This is a genomic window from Chryseobacterium sp. T20 (assembly GCF_047345655.1).
Taxonomy (GTDB): domain Bacteria; phylum Bacteroidota; class Bacteroidia; order Flavobacteriales; family Weeksellaceae; genus Chryseobacterium.
In genome coordinates this window covers 1-20,737 of sequence record NZ_JBLFDU010000013.1, presented here as the reverse complement: position 1 = coordinate 20,737, position 20,737 = coordinate 1, and the positions used below count along the sequence as shown (strand labels likewise).

14 protein-coding genes are annotated in these 20,737 nt (G+C 35.4%); all 14 read left to right on the top strand.

The window, feature by feature from the left end:
* Positions 1–196 precede the first annotated feature (196 nt).
* Positions 197–3,046, top strand: coding sequence for a SusC/RagA family TonB-linked outer membrane protein (locus tag ACMA47_RS21650; protein ID WP_413931450.1), 2,850 nt, complete (start codon positions 197–199; stop codon positions 3,044–3,046).
* Positions 3,047–3,049: 3 nt separating this feature from the next.
* Positions 3,050–4,501, top strand: a complete 1,452-nt coding sequence (locus tag ACMA47_RS21645) for a RagB/SusD family nutrient uptake outer membrane protein (protein ID WP_413931449.1) — start codon at positions 3,050–3,052, stop codon at positions 4,499–4,501.
* Between the two features lie 75 nt (positions 4,502–4,576).
* Complete coding sequence (locus tag ACMA47_RS21640; RefSeq protein ID WP_413931448.1) at positions 4,577–5,968, top strand: glucoamylase family protein; 1,392 nt, start codon at positions 4,577–4,579, stop codon at positions 5,966–5,968.
* A 77-nt stretch (positions 5,969–6,045) separates the two neighbouring features.
* Entirely contained in the window at positions 6,046–6,753 is a 708-nt protein-coding gene (locus ACMA47_RS21635) for a prolyl oligopeptidase family serine peptidase (protein ID WP_413931447.1), read from the top strand.
* An 83-nt stretch (positions 6,754–6,836) separates the two neighbouring features.
* Positions 6,837–9,164, top strand: a complete 2,328-nt coding sequence (gene bglX / locus ACMA47_RS21630; RefSeq protein WP_413931446.1) for a beta-glucosidase BglX — start codon at positions 6,837–6,839, stop codon at positions 9,162–9,164.
* Positions 9,165–9,255: 91 nt separating this feature from the next.
* A complete protein-coding gene (locus ACMA47_RS21625; RefSeq protein ID WP_413931445.1) occupies positions 9,256–9,654 on the top strand; it encodes a hypothetical protein in 399 nt (132 codons plus the stop codon).
* A gap of 118 nt (positions 9,655–9,772) precedes the next feature.
* Positions 9,773–10,183 carry a hypothetical protein gene (locus tag ACMA47_RS21620; RefSeq protein ID WP_413931444.1) on the top strand — a complete coding sequence of 137 codons (411 nt, stop codon included), beginning with the start codon at positions 9,773–9,775 and terminating at the stop codon, positions 10,181–10,183.
* A gap of 1,073 nt (positions 10,184–11,256) precedes the next feature.
* Positions 11,257–11,484: a hypothetical protein gene (locus tag ACMA47_RS21615; protein WP_413931443.1), complete on the top strand. Its 228-nt coding sequence runs from the start codon at positions 11,257–11,259 to the stop codon at positions 11,482–11,484.
* Positions 11,485–11,754: 270 nt separating this feature from the next.
* Complete coding sequence (locus ACMA47_RS21610; RefSeq protein WP_413931442.1) at positions 11,755–11,895, top strand: bacteriocin-like protein; 141 nt, start codon at positions 11,755–11,757, stop codon at positions 11,893–11,895.
* Between the two features lie 368 nt (positions 11,896–12,263).
* Entirely contained in the window at positions 12,264–13,691 is a 1,428-nt protein-coding gene (gene purB, locus ACMA47_RS21605; RefSeq protein ID WP_034699682.1) for an adenylosuccinate lyase, read from the top strand.
* A 51-nt stretch (positions 13,692–13,742) separates the two neighbouring features.
* Positions 13,743–14,714, top strand: a complete 972-nt coding sequence (locus tag ACMA47_RS21600) for a WG repeat-containing protein (RefSeq protein WP_413931441.1) — start codon at positions 13,743–13,745, stop codon at positions 14,712–14,714.
* A gap of 219 nt (positions 14,715–14,933) precedes the next feature.
* Positions 14,934–15,935 (top strand): PDDEXK nuclease domain-containing protein, encoded by a 1,002-nt coding sequence (locus tag ACMA47_RS21595; protein WP_413931440.1) that lies wholly within the window; start codon positions 14,934–14,936, stop codon positions 15,933–15,935.
* A 26-nt stretch (positions 15,936–15,961) separates the two neighbouring features.
* Positions 15,962–19,657, top strand: coding sequence for a phosphoribosylformylglycinamidine synthase (locus ACMA47_RS21590; RefSeq protein ID WP_413931439.1), 3,696 nt, complete (start codon positions 15,962–15,964; stop codon positions 19,655–19,657).
* A complete protein-coding gene (locus tag ACMA47_RS21585; RefSeq protein WP_413931438.1) occupies positions 19,638–20,051 on the top strand; it encodes a ribonuclease inhibitor in 414 nt (137 codons plus the stop codon). The genes ACMA47_RS21590 and ACMA47_RS21585 overlap by 20 nt, the downstream gene beginning before the upstream one ends.
* Positions 20,052–20,737 lie beyond the last annotated feature (686 nt).

Below are 20,737 nucleotides of genomic sequence, written 5' to 3'. Positions count from 1 at the left end.
GAATATAAAATTATAAAATTTAAAGATTTGTCATTTTTGATTTAATAAAAAAGGGCGATGTTTAAATATTTAAGATAATTTAACATTGTTCGATATTTTTTATATTTTTGGCTAATGTCTTTTTTTGAGATTTTAAATAACTCCACTATTTAGAGACAGAAATGAATTTGATTTATTTGAATAAAATTGAAACTATATGAAACAAAGTAATTTAAAGTATTCATGTCTCATTGCTGTTCTGTACTTCGGGATGAACGTGAATGCACAGGTTACGCAGGATTCTGCTAAAGTCCAGAAGATTGACGAAGTCGTGATGATTGGATATGGTAGCCGTAAAAAAGTAGATAACACTACTTCTATTAGTTCTATCAGCGCAGAAGAAGTAACCAGAACCAAAGTATTGAATGCATCACAGGCCATTCAGGGTAAAGCAGCCGGGGTACAGGTAATTGCTTCCGATGCACCGGGATCTACTCCTACAGTGATGATCAGAGGACTTGGTACAGTATTGGGTGGAAGAACACCTTTGTATGTAGTTGATGGAATGTTTACTGATAACATCAACAATATTAACTCTAATGATATTCTGACATATGATGTCTTGAAAGATGCAGCAGCATTGGCGATCTATGGTAACAGAGCTGCTAATGGGGTAATCATTATTACTACAAAATCAGGTAGAGGTAAATTAAGCGTTTCCTATGATGGGTTGGTTGGATTTAGAAGTCCTTTAAAAACCATCAAAATGGCTAACGGGTCTGAATTTGCAAATTATAATAACGCAGGTAAAGCAAGTAATTATTTAAATCCTAATCAACCATACAATACTGATTGGTTTAAAGAAATTACAAGAACCGGTATTTACAATCAACATAATTTATCTATTTCAGGATCTTCAGAAGTTGCAAAATACTTTTTAAGTTTAAGTAATTACGATGAACAATCTATCCTTAAAGGGACAAATTATAACAGGACTACAGTAAGAACAAATAACGAGTTCAGAATTACTAAAGGTATCAGATTAGCTCAGACCTTAAGTGCTACTTTTACCAATGATACTCCTAAATCGTATGGCGCTTTCACAAATGCATACAAACAGTCACCATTAGTTCCTGTATACTATCCGAATGGAAAATATGGTCAGCCTATTTATAATAAAACTACTGGAAATATCGATTACGAAGGGGGAAGATTTAATAACGTAGGTAATCCCGTTATGCAGCTCGCTTATGATAATCAAAGAGGTAGAAATTTCTTATTACAAGGTGGATTAAAACTAGATATAGATATTTTTAAAGACTTAAAGTTTACCTCTCAGTTTAGTGGAGAATATGGTAATTATAAGTATTACAATTTCGTAAATTCTAAATCTTTCTGGCTGGATAGTGATCCGATGAGAACGGAAAATCAATATTCAACTACATCCCCACTTACAAGATTGACCAATAAAAGTCAAAACTATTACAATTGGTTGCTTAATAATTACTTGACATATACCAAGAAAGTTGAAAATCATGATATTGAAGTTGTTGTAGGTACAGAAGCTTCAGTTAAGAATGGTCTGGAAACTTTAATTATTAACAGAAAAGATGTCCCTGTTTCGCAAGATTACTGGAACCTTAGCGGAGTTGATTATTATGGAAATCTCTACAGTGATAACGATACTAAAGCTCTTGAATCTATAAAAGGAAATAGAAATACTACAATTTCCTATTTCGGAAGATTCCAATATAAATTTATGAATCGTTATTTATTAAGTGGAACAATCAGAAGAGATGGTTCTTCTCAATTTGCTGCTGGTAATAAATGGGGAACATTCCCATCATTTGGCGCAGGTTGGATTATTTCTGAAGAAAACTTTATGAAAGATGGTTTCTTTGATTTGTTGAAACTTAGAGGAGGATGGGGTAAAATTGGTAACCAGAATGTTCCATTGAATTATTTACCACTATCAATGGGAGCAACTTACAATTATGCGTTTGGAAGCTCACCGGTAAGTAATGGAGTTACTGTTAATAAAGGTTACGATCCAGACTTAGGATGGGAAGTTACAGAAGAATCTTCTTTAGGATTGGATTTTGGAATCCTGGATAAAAGATTGACAGGTACTTTTGATATTTACAACAGAAAAACCAAAAATCTTATTTTGGGTGTTGTTCCATATATGGCAACTGGAATTTCTGATTTGAATTATTCTCATATGGGAAGTGTTGTTAATAAAGGTGCTGAGGTAAGTCTAAACTGGGCTGATAAAGTAGGGGAGGATTTTACCTATTCAATTGGAGCCAATTATTCTTATAATAAGAACAAACTTGCGAGCATTGACCTTTCTAAGCCGGTATCTCAAATTGTTGGAGGAAATCTTGGAAACGGACAGGATACAAAACTTTTCAATGCTAATGCAGTTGGGTATGCGTTAGGAAGTTTCTATTTATGGGAAGCTGATGGTTATGATGCAAATGGTAACCTGAAGTTTAAAGACTTGAATGGTAACGGAGTTACAGGAAGTGCAGATCCGGGAGACAGACGTTTCTTTGACTCTTACATCCCAAAATCAACGTTAGGTGTAAATATCTCAATGTCTTATAAAAATTGGGACTTTGCCTTGAGTGGTTACGGAGCTTTTGGATTTAAAGTATACAATGGTAAAAAAGCCCAAAGAAATGGTGGTGAAAATGTTGAGGCTTCTGTAGCGAATGATTTCTGGACACCAACAAACACTAATGCTGCGAATCCTGTAAATCCTGCAAATATTCCAATCGCATCAACGTTCTATTTAGAAAGCGGAGATTATTTCAGAATCAATAATATTTCGGTAGGATATACATTTAAGAACTTAACTGATTATGTAAAATCAATTAAACTTTATGTAAATGCAATTAATCCTTTTGTGTTCCAGAAATATTCAGGATATTCTTCAGAATTATCTGGATACAATCCTGCTGATCCTACTGCAGAAGGGGATCCATATAAACGTGCAGGAGTAGAGCTCGATGCTTACCCTACATTGAGATCTTTTGTATTTGGTGTTAACCTAAATTTTTAAAAAATGAATAAGAAATATATCATAGCAGCCGCATTTTTAATTTTAGGAGCTGTTAACCAAAGTTGTAGTAATGACTTTATAGATGTATCACCTACAGAAGCAATTCCTGAGTCTGCATTGGGTGAAATATATAATAATGATGCTGGGGCGAATAGCTTAGTTACCTCTATTTACGCTAAATTTTTAGACTGGAACATGAGTACGTTTGCCTGGATAGGGGTTACATCAATTGTTTCTGATGACGCAGATAAAGGTTCAAGTGCAAGTGATTCAGGCTCGGATAAAGATATTTTAGATGCTTTGACATTTACTCCTTCAACTCCATCATTTAAAGAATTGTTTGCGTCTAATTATCAGGGGATTAATAGATGTAATCAGGCACTGAAATATCTTCCTCAATTAGATAAAGCTGATCCGCAACTACGCGAAAGATTAGCTGGAGAAGCTAAGTTTTTAAGAGCATTCATGTATTTTACTTTAGTGAAATCTTTTGGAGGTGTTCCATTGGTAGATCACGTTCCTGTAACAGGAGTTGAAGCAGATAAACTGATGACGCTTACGAGAAAAAGTAAAGAAGAAATTTATGCATTTATAGAAAAAGATCTTAAAGACGCTGCAGCAGTTTTACCTACTGGAACCGGAGGACAAAGAGCTACAAAAGGTGCTGCCCATGCACTTTTAGCTAAAGTGTATTTATACCAGAAAAAATGGCAGCTGGCAGTAGATGAAACTAATTTGGTTACAGGGTATTCATTGACACCAAATTTCCAGGAGATTTATAAAGTTTCAGGGGAAAATAATGCTGAATCTATCTTCGAAATTAATGGTAGTGGAGGTACAGCAGGAAGAGCCATTCAACAGTACAGTCAGGTTCAGGGAGCAAGAGGTACTACAGGCTGGGGCTGGGGATTTGCTACACCTACTCAAGGTTTATATGATGCATACTCAGCAACAGATTCAAGAAGAGATGCTACGATTATCCACAGAGATATGACTTTATATGATGGATATTATGTAGGTCCAAATACTGAAAATAAATTCTATAATTATAAAGCTTATTCTTCAAATTATAGGGATCAGGCTTCAACAGATGTAAACATTCGTTATTTGAGATATGCTGAAGTACTGTTAATCAGAGCTGAAGCAATGAATGAACTGGGACAAACATCCGCGGCTATTCCTTTCCTGAATCAGGTAAGAAACAGAGCTAATATCGGAAATACTCCTGCTTCTTCCCAGGTAGATGTAAGATTAGATATCTGGAAACAGAGAAGATTGGAGCTTGCTTTTGAACATGATAGATGGTTTGACCTTGTAAGAACAGGACAAGCACAAGCAGCGATGGCAGCTGATGGTGGTAAAAAATTCATCGTTGGAAAACATGAATTATTCCCACTTCCACAAGATTTCATAATGGAAGCTGGTGGATTGTCTGCTCAAAACCCTGGCTACTAAAATAAACCATAAACATTAGAGGAGAATGAAAGTTCTCCTCTTCTTTTAGTTAAAAACCCTATAAAAAGAGATCTCATGAAAAGGAACGTATTATCAATAGCTATCACCTCTTTATTCTTTGTGTATTCCTGTAAAAATGCTCCCGTTGCCAAACTGGAAGCTGGAAAAACTGAAGCCGTAAAAAGCAATATCACAGATGAACAACTGATGGACAGAGTACAGAAAGATGCTTTAAAATACTTCTGGGACTACGCAGAACCCAATTCCATGCTGGGAAGAGAACGTTACCATGAAGATAATATCTATCCGGATAACGATAAACACGTGATCACTACAGGAGGCTCAGGGTTTGGGTTGGCAACTATTCTGGTGGGAGTAGAAAGAGGCTTTGTTCCAAGAAAAGAAGCAGTGAAAAGACTGACTCATATCATGGATTTTCTGGCAAAAGCAGACCGTCACAAAGGAGCATGGTCACATTGGATCAATGGAGAAACCGGAAAAACAGTCCCTTTCGGGAAAAAAGATAATGGCGGAGATCTTGTAGAAACAGCATTCCTTACCTCAGGAATACTGATGGTCCGTGAGTATTTTAAAAACGGAAATGCAGAAGAAAAAGCCCTTGCCGCAAAATGTGATGAGTTATGGAAAGGAATTCAATGGAACTGGTATACAAAAGGAGGTCAGAAAGTACTTTACTGGCACTGGTCACCGGATTACCAATGGGAAATGAATTTTCCTCTGGAAGGATATAATGAATGTCTGATCACTTATATTTTAGCCGCATCTTCACCTACTTATTCCATTGATGCTGAAACCTATTATAAAGGCTGGACCAGAAATGGAACTTACCTTACAGACAAAACAAAATACGGACTACCTCTGTACGTAAAACACAACTATGCCGAAGAATATGGCGGACCACTTTTCTGGGCACAATATTCATACATCGGCCTTGATCCGACAGGATTATCCGATAAACTCGTCAAAAATTATTTTGATATCAATAAAAATCAAACCCTCATCGATTACAAATACTGTGTTGAAAATCCAAAACAATGGAAAGGTTACGGGCCAAACTATTGGGGACTTACAGCCGGTTATACAAGAAACGAGGACGGAACTACTGGCTACACCGCCCATATGCCAGGCAACGATAATGGAGTAATCACTCCTACAGCTGCATTGAGCAGTTTCCCGTACACTCCTAAAGAATCAATGGCTTTCCTGAGATTCATGTATACCCAAAAACCTGAATTTATAGGATCTGCAGGGCCTTATGATGCTACTTCTATCAATTATAACAATTGGTTTACTCCAAGATATCTGGCCATAGATCAGGGAACCATAGCGCCCATGATCGAAAATTACAGATCGGGATTCCTTTGGAAGCTGTTTATGAATGCTCCTGAAATTCAGCAGGGATTAAAAAAACTAAGTTTCCAGTCAGCCAAATATGGAATAAAATAATTCAACAGAAAAGTACTTTTGCCTGTTTAAATAAAAATACCAAATCCACTGGCTTGAGCCAAAATCTAAATAACAATATGAAACTAAAACTGAAACATATCCCTCTTTTACTACTGCCATTTTCATTGCAACTGAATGCACAGGAGATAAAAGGGGAACTCAATAAAGAAATTAAAAGACAGGAAAAACTCTCCTATATTCTGGATTACCCTAAGAATACAAAAGGGAATGTTCCTTTGATTGTTTTTTTACATGGTTCAGGAGAGCGGGGTACTAATCTTGATTTGGTAAAGGCACACAGCCCATTTACCTATAAAAATCTGATCAAAGAACCTGTAGCCATTCTGGCACCTCAATGTCCGGAAGGAACATGGTGGGATACCGTTACCGTCTATAATCTGATCAAAGAAATTCAGAAGAAATATAAAATTGATGCTTCCCGCATTTATCTTACAGGACTTTCTATGGGAGGTTGGGGAACTTTGAAACTAGCCATGGAACATCCGGAAATGTTTGCAGCAGTAGCTTCAGTGTGTGCTCCTACAGATCAGGTAATGACAGCCAATATTCATCAGTTTAAAGATCTGAATATGAAAATTTTTCATGGCGGGATGGATGATATTGTATTGCCAGCCAATGCTTTTAATTTTTATCAAAAGTTACATCCTGTAAATCCTACAGCTGAATTGGTTATCTTTCCGAATGACAATCATAATTCATGGGATTCTACCTATTCAAATCCTGGTTTGTATGAATGGATGCTGTCTAAAAAGAAAGAAAAATAATCCCAAAATACACAATGATTGAAAGATAAACTCATCGAATTAAAGCAAAAAAATATAAAACAATAATTTAAGAAGATAGATTTATGAAAAAGTTAATTGTAATCGCCACATTAGCATTGGCTCCTGTATTTTCCGCTCAGGAAATGATAACGAAGCCCGTTCAGTCTTATCAGACGGCTCAGTATCAGGCTAAAAAGAAAGCTTTTGTAGATAATCTTTTGTCTAAAATGACATTGGATGAAAAAATTGGTCAGATGAACCTTCCCACTTCCGGAGATTTCACTACCGGACAGGCACAGAGCTCTGATATCGGAAAGAAAGTAGAACAAGGGTTAGTTGGAGGATTATTCAATATAAAAGGAGCAGATAAGATCAAAGCTGTTCAGAAAGTAGCTGTAGAAAAAAGCCGTCTGAAAATTCCAATGATTTTCGGGATGGATGTAATCCACGGGTACGAAACTACTTTCCCGATTCCTTTAGGGTTAGCCGCTTCATGGGACATGAACCTTATCCAGCAGTCTGCTAAAGTAGCAGCCAGAGAAGCTGCTTCTGACGGAATCAACTGGACATTCTCTCCAATGGTAGATATTTCCCGTGAACCAAGATGGGGTAGAGTATCAGAAGGCTCTGGTGAAGATCCTTATTTGGGAAGTGAAATTTCTAAAAATATGGTGTATGGCTATCAGGGGAAAGACCTTGCGAATGGAACCAATATTTTAGCATGCGTAAAACATTTCGCACTATATGGAGCAGGTGAATCCGGAAGAGATTACAATACCGTTGACATGAGCCATGTAAGAATGTTTAATGAATATTTTCCTCCTTACAAAGCCGCAGTAGATGCTGGTGTAGCTTCAGTAATGGCTTCTTTCAATGAAGTGGATGGAGTACCTGCGACAGGAAACAGATGGCTTCAGACCGAAGTTTTAAGAAATCAATGGAAGTTTAAAGGATTTGTAGTAACAGACTATACCGGGATCAATGAAATGGTAGACCATGGTATGGGAGACCTTCAGCAGGTATCTGCTTTGGCTTTAAAAGCTGGAGTTGATATGGATATGGTGGGAGAAGGTTTTTTAACAACTTTAAAAAAATCCCTGGCAGAAGGAAAAGTGACACAGGCTGAAATTGATATGGCAGCAAGAAGAATTCTTGAAGCAAAATATGATCTTGGCTTATTTGATAATCCATACAAGCACGGAGATGCAAAATTGGCTGCAAAAGAAGTCTATAATATGGAAAACCGTAATATAGCAAGAAACACGGCTGCTCAATCCATGGTGTTATTGAAAAATGACAATCAGGTATTGCCTTTAAAAAAATCAGGAACAGTGGCAGTCATTGGACCATTGGTGAATAACTCGATGAATATGGCCGGAACATGGAGTGTTGCTACAAAACACGCGGCTTCAGTTTCTTTGATGCAAGGGTTACAGTCAAACTACGGAAAGGAAGTTAAGTTTTTATCAGCAAAAGGTGCCAATATAGATTATGATGCTAAATTAGAAGAAATCTATGCTGCTCACGGTAAAAAAACAGACAGAGACAACCGTTCCAAAGAAGAATTGTTAAAAGAAGCGGTAGATGTTGCCAGCAAAGCAGATGTGATTGTTCTGGCTATCGGAGAATCTGCTGAAATGAGTGGAGAATCTTCTTCAAGAACAGAAATTACCATTCCTCAGTCTCAGGTCGACTTACTGAACGAATTAAAGAAAACCGGAAAGCCAATCGCGATGGTTCTTTTCACAGGCCGTCCACTAGCTTTAACCGATGTAAAAGATACTCCGGATTCTATCTTGAATGCTTGGTTTGCAGGATCTGAAGCTGGTAATGCCATTGCAGATGTTCTGTTCGGAAAAGTAAACCCGTCCGGAAAACTTCCAATGACTTTCCCAAGAAGCCTTGGACAAGTACCCATCTATTATAATGCTAAAAATACAGGCCGCCCATTGAGCCAGGATAAAGTAGACAAATGTACTTATGAAAGATTCCGTTCAAACTATATGGATGAGTGTAATACACCTTTATATGCTTTCGGATATGGATTAAGCTATACGAAATTCAATTACTCGGATATGACAGTTTCCCATACTACGGCGAAAGGAAATCAGACTGTTCAGGCAAGTGTTACAGTAACCAATGCAGGAAACTATGATGGCGCTGAGGTTGTTCAGCTATATATCAGAGACATGGTGGGAAGTATTACAAGACCGGTAAAAGAATTGAAAGGCTTCCAGAAAGTATTTTTGAAAAAAGGAGAATCGAAAAAAGTAACTTTTGATATCACTCCTGGAAATCTGAAATTCTATAACGGAGATTTGAAATATGACTGGGAATCAGGTGAATTTGATATTATGATCGGAACCAGCTCTGACAATGTTCAGCATTCAAAGATTAACTGGACTAAGTAATATCTGAAAAACTAAGTCACCGGATTGTGTTATGATGTTTTTTGGCACGATTTTTAATAATAACTCGGGTAATTATTATATACAAATTGACATGAAAAAAACAATTTTATTAAGCACAATGTTCCTGGGTTCTTTAGTATTTGCACAAAAAGGAACAATAAAAGGTGGAGACAGAGATGCACACGGATGTATTGGTTCTGCAGGATATACTTATTCTCAAATTAAGAAAGACTGTGTAAGAACTTTTGAACAGAAAATCAAGTTAACAGAAGTAGCTCCGAAAGACAGCTATACTTCAATAGCTGCAGTTATTTTCAGTAAAGACATGAAAAAAGCTGAGGTTTTTGTAAAAGATGCCGGTGAAAGAAGCATCATCCTTACCAGAGCAGGAGGTAAAGCCAAAGCATGGAAAAAGGATGGTTATGTATTGGTTCCTTACAAAAAGAACGGATATCAGCTTAAAAAAGATAATATCGTGATCTATCAGTAAAATCCGATTTTAAAAAAGAAATCACTCGTGAGAGTGGTTTTTTTTGTACCTTAGGGAAATTAATTAATATCACTTTTTTGGGATATTTTTAATCCATCAGAAAACAAAAATTTTACATATGAAAAAAATAATTTTACTCAGTGCCATGTTCCTTGGTTCATTCGTTTTTGCGCAAAAAAGTGCTCCTGTTCTGGGAGGAGACAGAGATGTTCATGGTTGTATTGGTTCCGCAGGATATACCTATTCTCAGTTAAAAAATGATTGTATAAAAACTTTCAATCAGAAAATAAAACTCAAAGAAGTAAACTCAGATAAAAGCTATACTACTATGACGGCAGTTATTTTTAATAAAAGTATGACTAAAGCTGAAGTATTTATTCCGGATGGAGCTGCAAAAAGCATTATTTTGGATAAACAGGGAAAAGCAAAGATCTGGAAAAGCGGATCTCATATTAATGATAGCTATGTTTTGACTCCCTACAAAAAAAGCTACCAAATCAAGAAAAATGATGTTGTCATCTATCAATAAGATCAAACTTCAAAAAATATATTGCCACTCGGAAGAGTGGTTTTTTTATTATATTAGAAATTTCAGATAGACCTGATAATATTGATTGAATATGCCAATAATCATTCTCAAAAAAATAATAACCTGGAAAATAAAATTTTATATTTTTGAATCTTTTTTTAATTCAATTAAACTAATGATCAGATAAACTATGCTATCACTCAATATTCATCTTATTCTAAAACTTGTGGGTAGGTTTTTGTTTCATGCACTGATGATTTTTGTCATCAACTTTTTATATTTTTTAATAGTGTATTACAATATTTTTAAACTGGATAAATTTATAGATGTTTATAAAATTAAAGATAGTGTGCATGCAGCAGAGAATAGGTTGATTATTGTATACCTTATTCCTGTTTTGCTTTCTTATGTGTATTACACTATTTTCATTTATCGAAAGGAGAATTTATTCTTTAAGGTTATTTTTTTTGTGTTGGCATTAGTATTATCTCAACAACCGTATTCTTACTGGATAAAAAATGTATTAAACTAAATATTAATTGATAGATAAATGAGAATAACGTTGAAAATATTACAATGGATAAGCATCTTTTGTGTTCTGTTTTTGTGTTTCGCATTTTTAATGGCATTAGCAAGTAGTCATACTATTCCTTTTCAAACTTATTTTACATTAGGTATTTCAATAGTTTTTTTAATGGCTATCTATTTCTTTCTTCATTATTTTAAACGGAGAAAATAATTATTGTTACAGTGTTTGTAATTTTAATATTGCTATTTCCTGCTCCTGCACGAATCCCTTCGTGTGGAACCTATATATATTAACTCAGAATAATAAAGAGCTTATGTTAAAAATATAAGATCATTAAAAAACAAAAGTTTTTAGGAATTCAACCCAATGTTTTGATCTAAAGTTTTAAGCATATGAAAGGATTCATACGGTAGCAGAGCAACTACTAAAAATAAAGTGGATAAAGTAAAAAATAAGACAAATGACTAAGAAAAGTTTTTTTTTAATTTTAATATTACTATTTATCATTTTTCTTAATAGAAATGTTATGATATACAGACCTCTAATGAAAATCATTCCTCTAAAACAGACTCAAGGATTGATTATAGATGAAAAAGAACCCCAAAGAAGGGGCTTTATAACAGGAGCATTTAATTACTATTATGAATTTTCTGTGAAAGATAAGAAATACTCTAATCCTAGTTATGATGATCGTTATAAGATAGGGGATACAGTTTGGGTAGAGTATAATGAAAGTTTTCCTTTTATAAATAGAATAAAAAGTCAGAAATAGAATATCTGCACCAGCTAGCGCGAGCGTCTCGCTCGTGTCTGTAAATAAAACGAAACCTCTGCAACAGCGGAGGTTTTTTATTTCTTGTTTTAAGAAACTATATTGACATACAATGTTGATCATTAAAAGTTAATAAACAAGTTTTGTTGTAAGTTAAATAAAATAAACATGTTATGTTTTCATATCCGAAAAACATGTATATTGGATCTACCAAATTAAAGCATAATCCGAAAAGCATAGAGAGTAGGAAAAAATCAAAAAAATGTTACTATGAAAAACTTAAGAAAACTTTCAAAAAGAGAATTGAAAATTGTTCAGGGAGGAATCCCAATGTGTCTGCCAGGATACTTCTGGTGTTCATTTGTGAAAAAATGCATTCCTGTAGGAACATCATGCGGACTTATTGATTAATCTGATTCATGAAAATAAGGTAAAGAACAGGCTGTCTCAGAAATGAGATAGCTTTTTTTGTATGCTTTCCACAATCGACTTAGATGTCAGGAGCGTAAAGAAAATTTCAATGTAATCCGTTAAAAAATTTCCACTGTCTGAGCATAGGACTTGGTCAAAGCCGTAGCAGAACCGAATGATCCATGCGAGTTTGGAAATTTCAGGAGTACATTTAAATTTTTAGCGGATGATTCCCGTCTTAAACTTTTACATACTTTTGCTTCAAGGCAAAAGTATAAGTATAAATTATGAATGAAAATCATCAAATCTGGATTTTCATCTCTCACCGAAAAACCGTATTTTTGTACATCTAAAAAGTAAAAGAACGAATGAATTCCTACAAAAATCCATTGGAAGAGCGCTACTCCAGTGAAGAAATGTTATTTAACTTCTCACACAATAACAAATTCCAGAATTGGAGAAAGCTTTGGATAGCTCTTGCTGAAATCGAAAAAGACCTTGGACTTGAAATTACAGACGAGCAGATCGCTGAGTTAAAAGCTAATGCTGAAAACATCGATTACGTAAAAGCTGCAGAGTACGAAAAAAAATTCCGTCATGATGTAATGGCTCACGTTCACGCCTATGGTGATGTGGCGCCTTCAGCAAAAGGAATTATTCACCTGGGAGCTACTTCAGCTTTTGTAGGAGACAATACAGACTTAATTCAAATCCGTGACGGACTTTTAATCTTAAAGAAAAAGTTGGTGAACGTGATGAAAAATCTTTCGGATTTTGCAATTCAGTATAAAGACCTTCCGACTTTAGGATTCACACACTTCCAGCCGGCTCAGTTGACGACAGTTGGGAAAAGAGCTACTCTTTGGTTACAGAGTTTGGTTCTTGACATCGAAGAATTGGATTTCTTCCTTGAAACCCTTCGTTTCAGAGGAGTAAAAGGAACTACAGGAACTGCTGCAAGTTTCCTTGAATTGTTCAACGGTGATTATTCTAAAGTAAAACACTTAGATAAAGAACTTTCAAAAAGATTCGGTTTCGAAAAAGTTTTCGGAGTTTCCGGACAGACTTACGATAGAAAAATTGATGCAAAAGTAGTTGCTTTATTAGGGAATATTGCACAATCTGCACATAAATTCACAAACGATTTACGTCTACTTCAAAACCTTAAGGAGATTGAAGAACCATTCGAGAAAAACCAGATCGGTTCATCGGCAATGGCGTACAAGCGTAACCCAATGAGAAGCGAAAGAATCGGAGCATTGGCAAAATATGTGATGTCTCTGACAACAAGTTCTGCAATGGTAGCTTCTACACAATGGTTTGAAAGAACATTGGATGACTCTGCGAATAAGAGATTAACAATTCCTCAGGCGTTTTTAGCTGTTGATGCTATTCTATTAATCTGGAATAACATTATGAACGGAATCGTTGTTTATCCAAACAGAATCAACAAACATATTATGGAGGAACTTCCTTTCATGGCGACAGAATATATCATCATGGAAGAAGTAAAAGCCGGTGGTGACCGTCAGGAAATCCACGAGGTAATCAGAGTTCACTCTATGGAAGCTTCCAAGAAAGTGAAAGAAGAAGGAAAAGAAAATGACCTTATTGAAAGAATCTTAAATGATGATTCTTTAAAACTAGACAAATCAAAACTGAAAGAAGTTTTAGATCCTAAAAACTTTATTGGTTTCGCGCCGATCCAGACGGAGGAATTCATCAAAAATGAAGTACAGCCGATTATAGACCAAAACAAAGACTTAATAGGATTGGAAGCTGATCTTAAAGTATAAAACAATATGCAGTCTTTTGGGCTGCATATTTTATTTCCCACTCCAATTAATATGAAAAAACTACTATTAACCATTCTATTAACACCAATCATTTCTTTTTCTCAGAGTAAAGAGGATTTACATTATTTTAAATCCAAAGATTCTTTAGTTGGAGTAAAAGATAAAGCAGGAAAAATAATTGTTCCTGCACAGTTCAAAATTTTTTCATTCTTAAAAGATGGAGATCCTGTAGAAGGAGAAACTATTCTTTTTGATGGCAGTAAAGAAGGTGAAAAACCGGAGAAAAATGCATGGGGATATGTGTACGACAGAAAAGGTAAATTTCTATATCAGCCTTTCCTTTATGACAATGGAGCAGATTATTTCTCTGAAGGACTGAGAAGATTGGTTAAAAATGGTAAAGTAGGATTTGCAGACCGAAACGGGAATACTGTTATTGAAGCTGAGCATGACTTTGCATTTCCTTTTAATTACGGATATGCCACCTTTTGTGACGGATGTGACTGGGAAAAGACCAATGATGAGCACAGAGCAGTTGTAGGAGGGAAATGGGGTGTGATGAATGTCAAAGGACAAACTGTTCAGCCATTGGCAAAACCATCACAACAGGATGTTGAAATAGACGGGAAATACTACCCGAATCCGTTTCAATACAATGAAAAAGAGAAGAATATTCTTCAGTTCTTTGAAAAACAGAAGAAAAAGCTTGCAGATCTTTATTATGTGAATTTTTACAATAAACTGTCTGAAAAAGAAAAGAATCTGTTTTTTGAAATTGTAGAAAGACCAAAAGAAAACTTTCCGTATTATCAGGTGAATACCTATAATCACAAGAAGAAAGATTTGGATATGCTTTATCGTTTCAAATTCCTGGTTTCAGAAGATGGAAAAACATTTTATGCCATTGAGGATTTTAATGAAAAGAAAATCCCTTTTGAAAACTGGCTGAAAGAAGAAATAAAAAATGCAGAAGACTTTCAGAAAGAACATAAGGATAATCCGAATAAATTTATAAACAAATAAATTGGAAATTCTACAGTTCAAATTTGAAGAAAATATAACTTATTCCTTTAAATTTGTACAGAATAATGGATAGAGAGAAAAATCTCTTTCAAAAATTTCCAATATAGATGGGTTTAAAGAAAAAAAACTTTAACTCAGAAAAAAGAAAAATAAATCTAATATTAAAAATCTGACATCTAATTTTTAATAATGTTACAGAATCAAAATCATCAACAATTAATGACCGATCTTAAGGAGCTGGTAGACAAGACAAGAAGTCAGGTCGCTGCTCAGGTAAACTCAGCAATGGTGGTTTTGTACTGGGAAATAGGAAAAAGAATAAATGAAGATGTTTTAGATAATAAGAGAGCAGAGTATGGTAAAGAAGTTATTTTACAGATCTCTCAGCAACTTACGTTAGAATTTGGAAATTCATTTTCTGAGAAAAATATCCGAAAAATGATGCAGTTTGCGTCTGTTTTTAGTGATTTTAATATTGTCGCATCAGCGATGCGACAATTATCGTGGACTCACTTTCTACTTCTTATTCCTATTTCGCAAGATACTAAAAGAAACTTTTATCTTGAAGTTTGTAAAATTGAAAATTGGAGTGTCAGAGTCTTGAGAGAAAAAATCAATTCTCTGCTTTTTGAACGAACAGCAATAAGTAAAAAGCCTGAGAAAATAATAGATAAAGAACTGAAAAACTGGTCTGAAAATAATATTTTAAACCCTGACTTAGTTTTTAAAGATCCCTATTTTCTTGATTTTTTAGAATTGAAAGATACCTTTTCTGAAAAAGATTTAGAAGAAGCCATTATCGTGGAACTTCAAAAATTCATTTCTGAATTAGGAAGTGATTTTGCATTTCTTTCAAGACAGAAAAGAATCACAATAGATAACAGAGATTACTATCTGGATTTACTTTTCTATCATAGGAAACTAAAATCTTTAGTCGTTATCGAACTGAAATTAGGTGAATTTGAAGCCAGCCATAAAGGGCAGATGGAGCTTTATCTCTCCTATCTTAATAAATATGAAAAAGTGGAAGGGGAGAATCCTCCCATTGGTTTAATTCTTTGCTCAGGAAAAAATTCAGAACATATAGAACTCATGAATCTGGAAGGGGATAATATAAAAGTAGCAGAATATTTACTTATCTTACCTTCAGAAAAAGTTTTGCTTGAAAAATTGCATCGTTCAATAGAGATAGCAAGAAATAAATTTGAAAATAAAAAATAAATCTAATATTAAAAATCTGACATCTAATGTCTAATAACAAAAGAATTTTCGTAGAAAAAAGAGGAATTTTCGATGTTGAAAGTCCAAAAATTTTTGATGAAGTAAAAGCGGTTGTCCCGGCAATTCAAAGTGTGAAAGTATACAATGTGTATGATATTTTCAACTTGAATGACGGAGAATTTGAAAAAGTGGTGAACAATACTTTCGTAGACCCTGTTACTGATATTTTACATACAGAAAACCCTGCAAAAGCTATTCATTTCGGAATGGAATTTTTGCCAGGACAGTATGATCAGAGAGCAGATTCTGCACAGCAGTGTATCGCTTTGTTGACAGAAAATGAAAAATCAAAAGTAAGAAGTGGGAAATTAATCGAATTTGAAGGAGTTTCCGAAGCTGATCTGGTTAAAATCAAAGACCTTCTGATCAACAAAGTAGAATCTCAGGAAAAAGACTTATCAATTCTGGATATTCCTGCAGATGAAACCCCGTCAAAAGTAATCATCCACGAAAACTTCATCAATTTCAATGATGCAGAACTTGAAAGTTTTTACAATAATCATGGTTTTGCATTAGGATTAGACGACTTGAAATTCATTCAGGATTATTTCAAAACAGAAGAAAGAAATCCTACGGAAACAGAATTAAAAGTATTAGACACGTATTGGAGTGACCACTGCCGTCACACCACTTTCGAAACACAGTTGTCAGACATTCAGTTTGAAGGTCAGTTCAAACACACATTGGAAACTATTTTCAATGATTATATCGAAAAAAGAAAATTCTTAGGCCGTGAACTGAAGCCAATTTCCTTAATGGACCTTGCAACAGTATGCGGTAAATATTTCCATAAAACAGGAAACCTGGATAATCTTGTTATTTCAGACGAGATCAATGCATGTACGATCCAGATTGAAGCAGAATATGACGGTAAAAAAGAACCTTGGTATTTATTATTCAAAAACGAAACGCATAATCACCCGACAGAAATTGAACCTTTCGGAGGGGCTTCTACTTGTTTGGGAGGTGCTATCAGAGACCCATTATCCGGAAGATCTTTCGTTTTCCAGGCGATGAGATTAACAGGAGCTGCAGACGTTTTAGAATCTGTTGACAAAACTTTACCAGGAAAATTACCTCAGAAAACCATTACCAAACAGGCTGCCAACGGATATTCATCTTACGGTAACCAGATCGGTCTTGCGACTACAATGGTTTCCGAAATTTATGACGAAGGCTACAAAGCCAAGAGAATGGAAGTAGGTTTCGTTACCGGGGCTGTTCCAGTAGATTGGGTAAGACGTGAGAAACCTGAAAACGGTGACTCTATCATTATCTTAGGAGGAGCAACAGGCCGTGACGGAGTAGGAGGAGCAAGCGGAAGTTCAAAAGAGCAGGACGAAACTTCTATCCACACCATGAGTTCTGAAGTTCAGAAAGGGAATGCGGTAGAAGAGCGTAAAATTCAGAGATTATTCAGAAATCCTGAAGTAACGAAGCTGATCAAAAAATCAAACGACTTCGGAGCAGGAGGAGTTTCTGTAGCAATTGGTGAAATTGCAGACTCTTTAGAAGTAAACCTTGACGTATTACCTTTAAAATATGAAGGATTAAACGGAACCGAGCTGGCTATTTCTGAATCTCAGGAAAGAATGGCGGTGGTAGTAGATCCTCAGGATAAAGAAAAATTCATCAAATTCTGTGAAGCAGAAAACATTGTTGCCGTAGAAGTAGCAAAAGTGACAGATTCAGGAAGAATGCACATGTTCTGGAAAGGAGACAAAATTGTAGACCTTTCAAGAGCTTTCTTAGATACCAACGGATGTTCAAAATCTCAGGAAGTGAAAATCACTCACCTTGAAAAAGTAAAAGAAGAAACAAAAGCTTTCACAGCAGAAAACTTCCTGAACATCTTAAAAGATAAAAACGTAGCTTCCCAAAAAGGACTATTGGAAATGTTCGACTCTTCAGTAGGTGGAACTACCGTAGCAATGCCTTTAGGAGGGAAATACCAGCAGACACTAATGGAAGGAAGTGTGCAGACACTACCTATTTTAGGAGCAAAAGATATTAAAACCGTTTCTTTGGCAAGCTGGGGATTCGATGCTGAAATCTCAAAACAAAACTCACTGTTAGGATCATCTTACGCTGTAGTAGAAAGTGTGGCGAAGATTGTAGCGATGGGAGGTGACTATAAAAACATCAGACTGAGCTTCCAGGAATACTTCGAAAAATTAGGACAAAATCCAGAAAAATGGGGTAAACCTTTAGCTTCACTTCTTGGAGCTTATGATGCACAGATCAATTTAGGTCTTGCAGCCATCGGAGGAAAAGATTCCATGAGTGGAACCTATCAGGATCTGAATGTTCCGCCAACCTTGATTTCTTTTGCATGTGCCAACGGAGACAAAGAAAATATCATTTCTCCTGAATTGAAAAATGCTGGAAACAAACTGTATTTCTTCAATCATATTGCTCAGGAAAGCGGACTTCCAAACTATGATGCTTTAAAAGAAGTTTTTGAATTTATTTTCGAAAATATTAAAGCAGGAAAAATTGTTTCTGTGAAAACAGTGAAAGAAGGAGGTCTTGCTGTAGCTTTAGCAAAAATGAGCTTCGGAAACAGATTGGGTGCTGAAATTAATGCTGACGAAGCTGTTTTATTGGCTAAAAATATCGGTAGCTTAATCATTGAAGCCAAAGAAGAACTAAGCTCAGCTGCTCTTAAGTTGATCGGAGAAGTGAAAGACTCAGGTGTTGTAAAAATCAACGGTCTTGAATCAAACATCACAGACCTTTTAGCTGCTAATACCAATACATTCGAGAACCTTTTCCCGACAGTAGAAAAAGAAAAGATTACAGTTGAAATTGATGAAAAATCAAACTCAATCCATCCAAGAAATATCATCATTAAAAAACACGGAATTGCACAGCCGAAAGTTTTTGCTCCGGTATTCCCGGGAACTAACTGTGAGTATGACACGCTGAATGCATTCCAAAAAGAAGGTGCTGTAGTAAGCAGCTTGCCTTTGATCAATATCAATCACCAGTTATTGGATGAAAGTATTGATGCATGGGTTGAAGAGATCAGAACTTCTCAGATTCTGGCATTCTCAGGAGGTTTCTCTGCAGGGGATGAGCCGGATGGTTCTGCAAAATTCATTGTGAACGTTCTGAAAAACGAGAAAATGAAAAATGCAGTTCACGAATTACTAGACAGAGACGGGATGATTATCGGTATCTGTAACGGATTCCAGGCACTTGTTAAATCAGGATTATTACCTTATGGAAGAATCAAAGATTTGGATGAAAACTCTCCAACGTTAGCGCACAATGCCATCAGAAGACATATCTCTCAGATGGTTACTGTACAAGTAGTGAATGACGAAAGCCCTTGGTTAAAAGGAATGAAAGGACAAACTTTCACTATTCCGATTTCCCACGGAGAAGGACGTTTCATGGCTTCAGAAGAAGAGATCAAGAAATTGTATGAAAACGGACAGATTGCTACCCAATACATTGATCTTGATGGAAACATTGCTCACGGAATGCCATTCAATCCTAATAATTCATTATTCGGAATCGAAGGAGTTACCAGCCCATGTGGAAAGATCTACGGAAGGATGGGACACCCGGAACGTTTTGCTGAAGGTCTCATGAAGAATATACCAACCGCGAATTATCACAATATATTCAAAAACGGTGTTGAATACTTCAAATAACAATACAAGAAAAATGATCGTCATCCATGGCGGTCATTTTTCGTCTTTAGGAGGTTTCTACGAAGAAGCTTCCAACGTTCTGATGAAGGATACAGACTGGAAAGTAGGAACTCTGGACGGTTTTGATGACATCCTATACGGTGGTTTCGGAGTAATTGAAGGCAAAGAAGAAATTGAAATCATTTGGAAAGAATCGCAGAAGTCAAAAGAAGACTTAGGCTTTAAGGCTACCCGTGAATTCTATGAAAATAAAATCAGACAGGGAAAACCTTTCAACATAGAATTAATTCAGCAGAAATTAGACGAATTAACCGAAGGAAAAGGGCAGACACTTTTTGATATTTTATTGGAAATCATAGAATCACATACCAATATTACGCTGAGATTGGAATAATGAGTAATGAATGGAAATTTTTAAATGTTGAAATTTTCCTGCTAGCTTCATCCAATCAACTTGTTGATTCCTTCTTTGCTTCCTTGAATGAGCATACTCACAATAAAAACCTTTGCGTCAAAAAAACAAAATACATTATTTAACCATTAAGAAGAATAAAGATTATAAGAAAAGTTAAGATTCATCGCTGATGAATAAGGCATTCTGTTTCATAATAGCTCTAGCTTTTGCCTTAATAATTCTTCACCCCTTCAAAAATCTTAACGGTTCAAATCATTTTTTGTTATATCAGCTTCATCCAATCAACTTGTTGATTCCTTCTTTGCTTCCTTGAATGAGCATACTCCCAATAAAAACCTTTGCGTCAAAAAAACAGAATACATTATTTAACCATTAAGAAGAATAAAGATTATAAGAAAAATTAAGGTTCATCGCTGATGAATAAGGCATTCCTGCTTCATAATAGCTTTAGCCTTAATAATTCTTCATCCCTTTAAAAACCTTAATGGTTTAAATCATTTCTTTCAGCTAGAGCATCAGTTTGTGTGTTGCTGAGTAAAACGCTCTTGCGAACAAAAACATAAAATTAATATAAATCCTCTAGCGTCTTTTGCGTGGTAAGTTTGCAATAAATCATAAAGACTTAATTTTAAGAATAACCTTATTGGAAAAAGGAATAGGAAACA

Excerpts from the sequence above, each read along its gene's own strand:
- ACMA47_RS21610 (WP_413931442.1), top strand. The coding sequence starts at position 11,755 with ATGAAAAACTTAAGAAAACTTTCAAAAAGAGAATTGAAAATTGTTCAG.
- ACMA47_RS21625 (WP_413931445.1), top strand. The coding sequence starts at position 9,256 with ATGAAAAAAACAATTTTATTAAGCACAATGTTCCTGGGTTCTTTAGTA.
- ACMA47_RS21615 (WP_413931443.1), top strand. The coding sequence starts at position 11,257 with ATGAAAATCATTCCTCTAAAACAGACTCAAGGATTGATTATAGATGAA.
- ACMA47_RS21620 (WP_413931444.1), top strand. The coding sequence starts at position 9,773 with ATGAAAAAAATAATTTTACTCAGTGCCATGTTCCTTGGTTCATTCGTT.
- bglX (WP_413931446.1), top strand. The coding sequence starts at position 6,837 with ATGAAAAAGTTAATTGTAATCGCCACATTAGCATTGGCTCCTGTATTT.
- ACMA47_RS21645 (WP_413931449.1), top strand. The coding sequence starts at position 3,050 with ATGAATAAGAAATATATCATAGCAGCCGCATTTTTAATTTTAGGAGCT.
- ACMA47_RS21635 (WP_413931447.1), top strand. The coding sequence starts at position 6,046 with ATGAAACTAAAACTGAAACATATCCCTCTTTTACTACTGCCATTTTCA.
- ACMA47_RS21600 (WP_413931441.1), top strand. The coding sequence starts at position 13,743 with ATGAAAAAACTACTATTAACCATTCTATTAACACCAATCATTTCTTTT.
- ACMA47_RS21595 (WP_413931440.1), top strand. The coding sequence starts at position 14,934 with ATGACCGATCTTAAGGAGCTGGTAGACAAGACAAGAAGTCAGGTCGCT.
- ACMA47_RS21640 (WP_413931448.1), top strand. The coding sequence starts at position 4,577 with ATGAAAAGGAACGTATTATCAATAGCTATCACCTCTTTATTCTTTGTG.
- ACMA47_RS21650 (WP_413931450.1), top strand. The coding sequence starts at position 197 with ATGAAACAAAGTAATTTAAAGTATTCATGTCTCATTGCTGTTCTGTAC.
- ACMA47_RS21590 (WP_413931439.1), top strand. The coding sequence starts at position 15,962 with ATGTCTAATAACAAAAGAATTTTCGTAGAAAAAAGAGGAATTTTCGAT.
- purB (WP_034699682.1), top strand. The coding sequence starts at position 12,264 with ATGAATTCCTACAAAAATCCATTGGAAGAGCGCTACTCCAGTGAAGAA.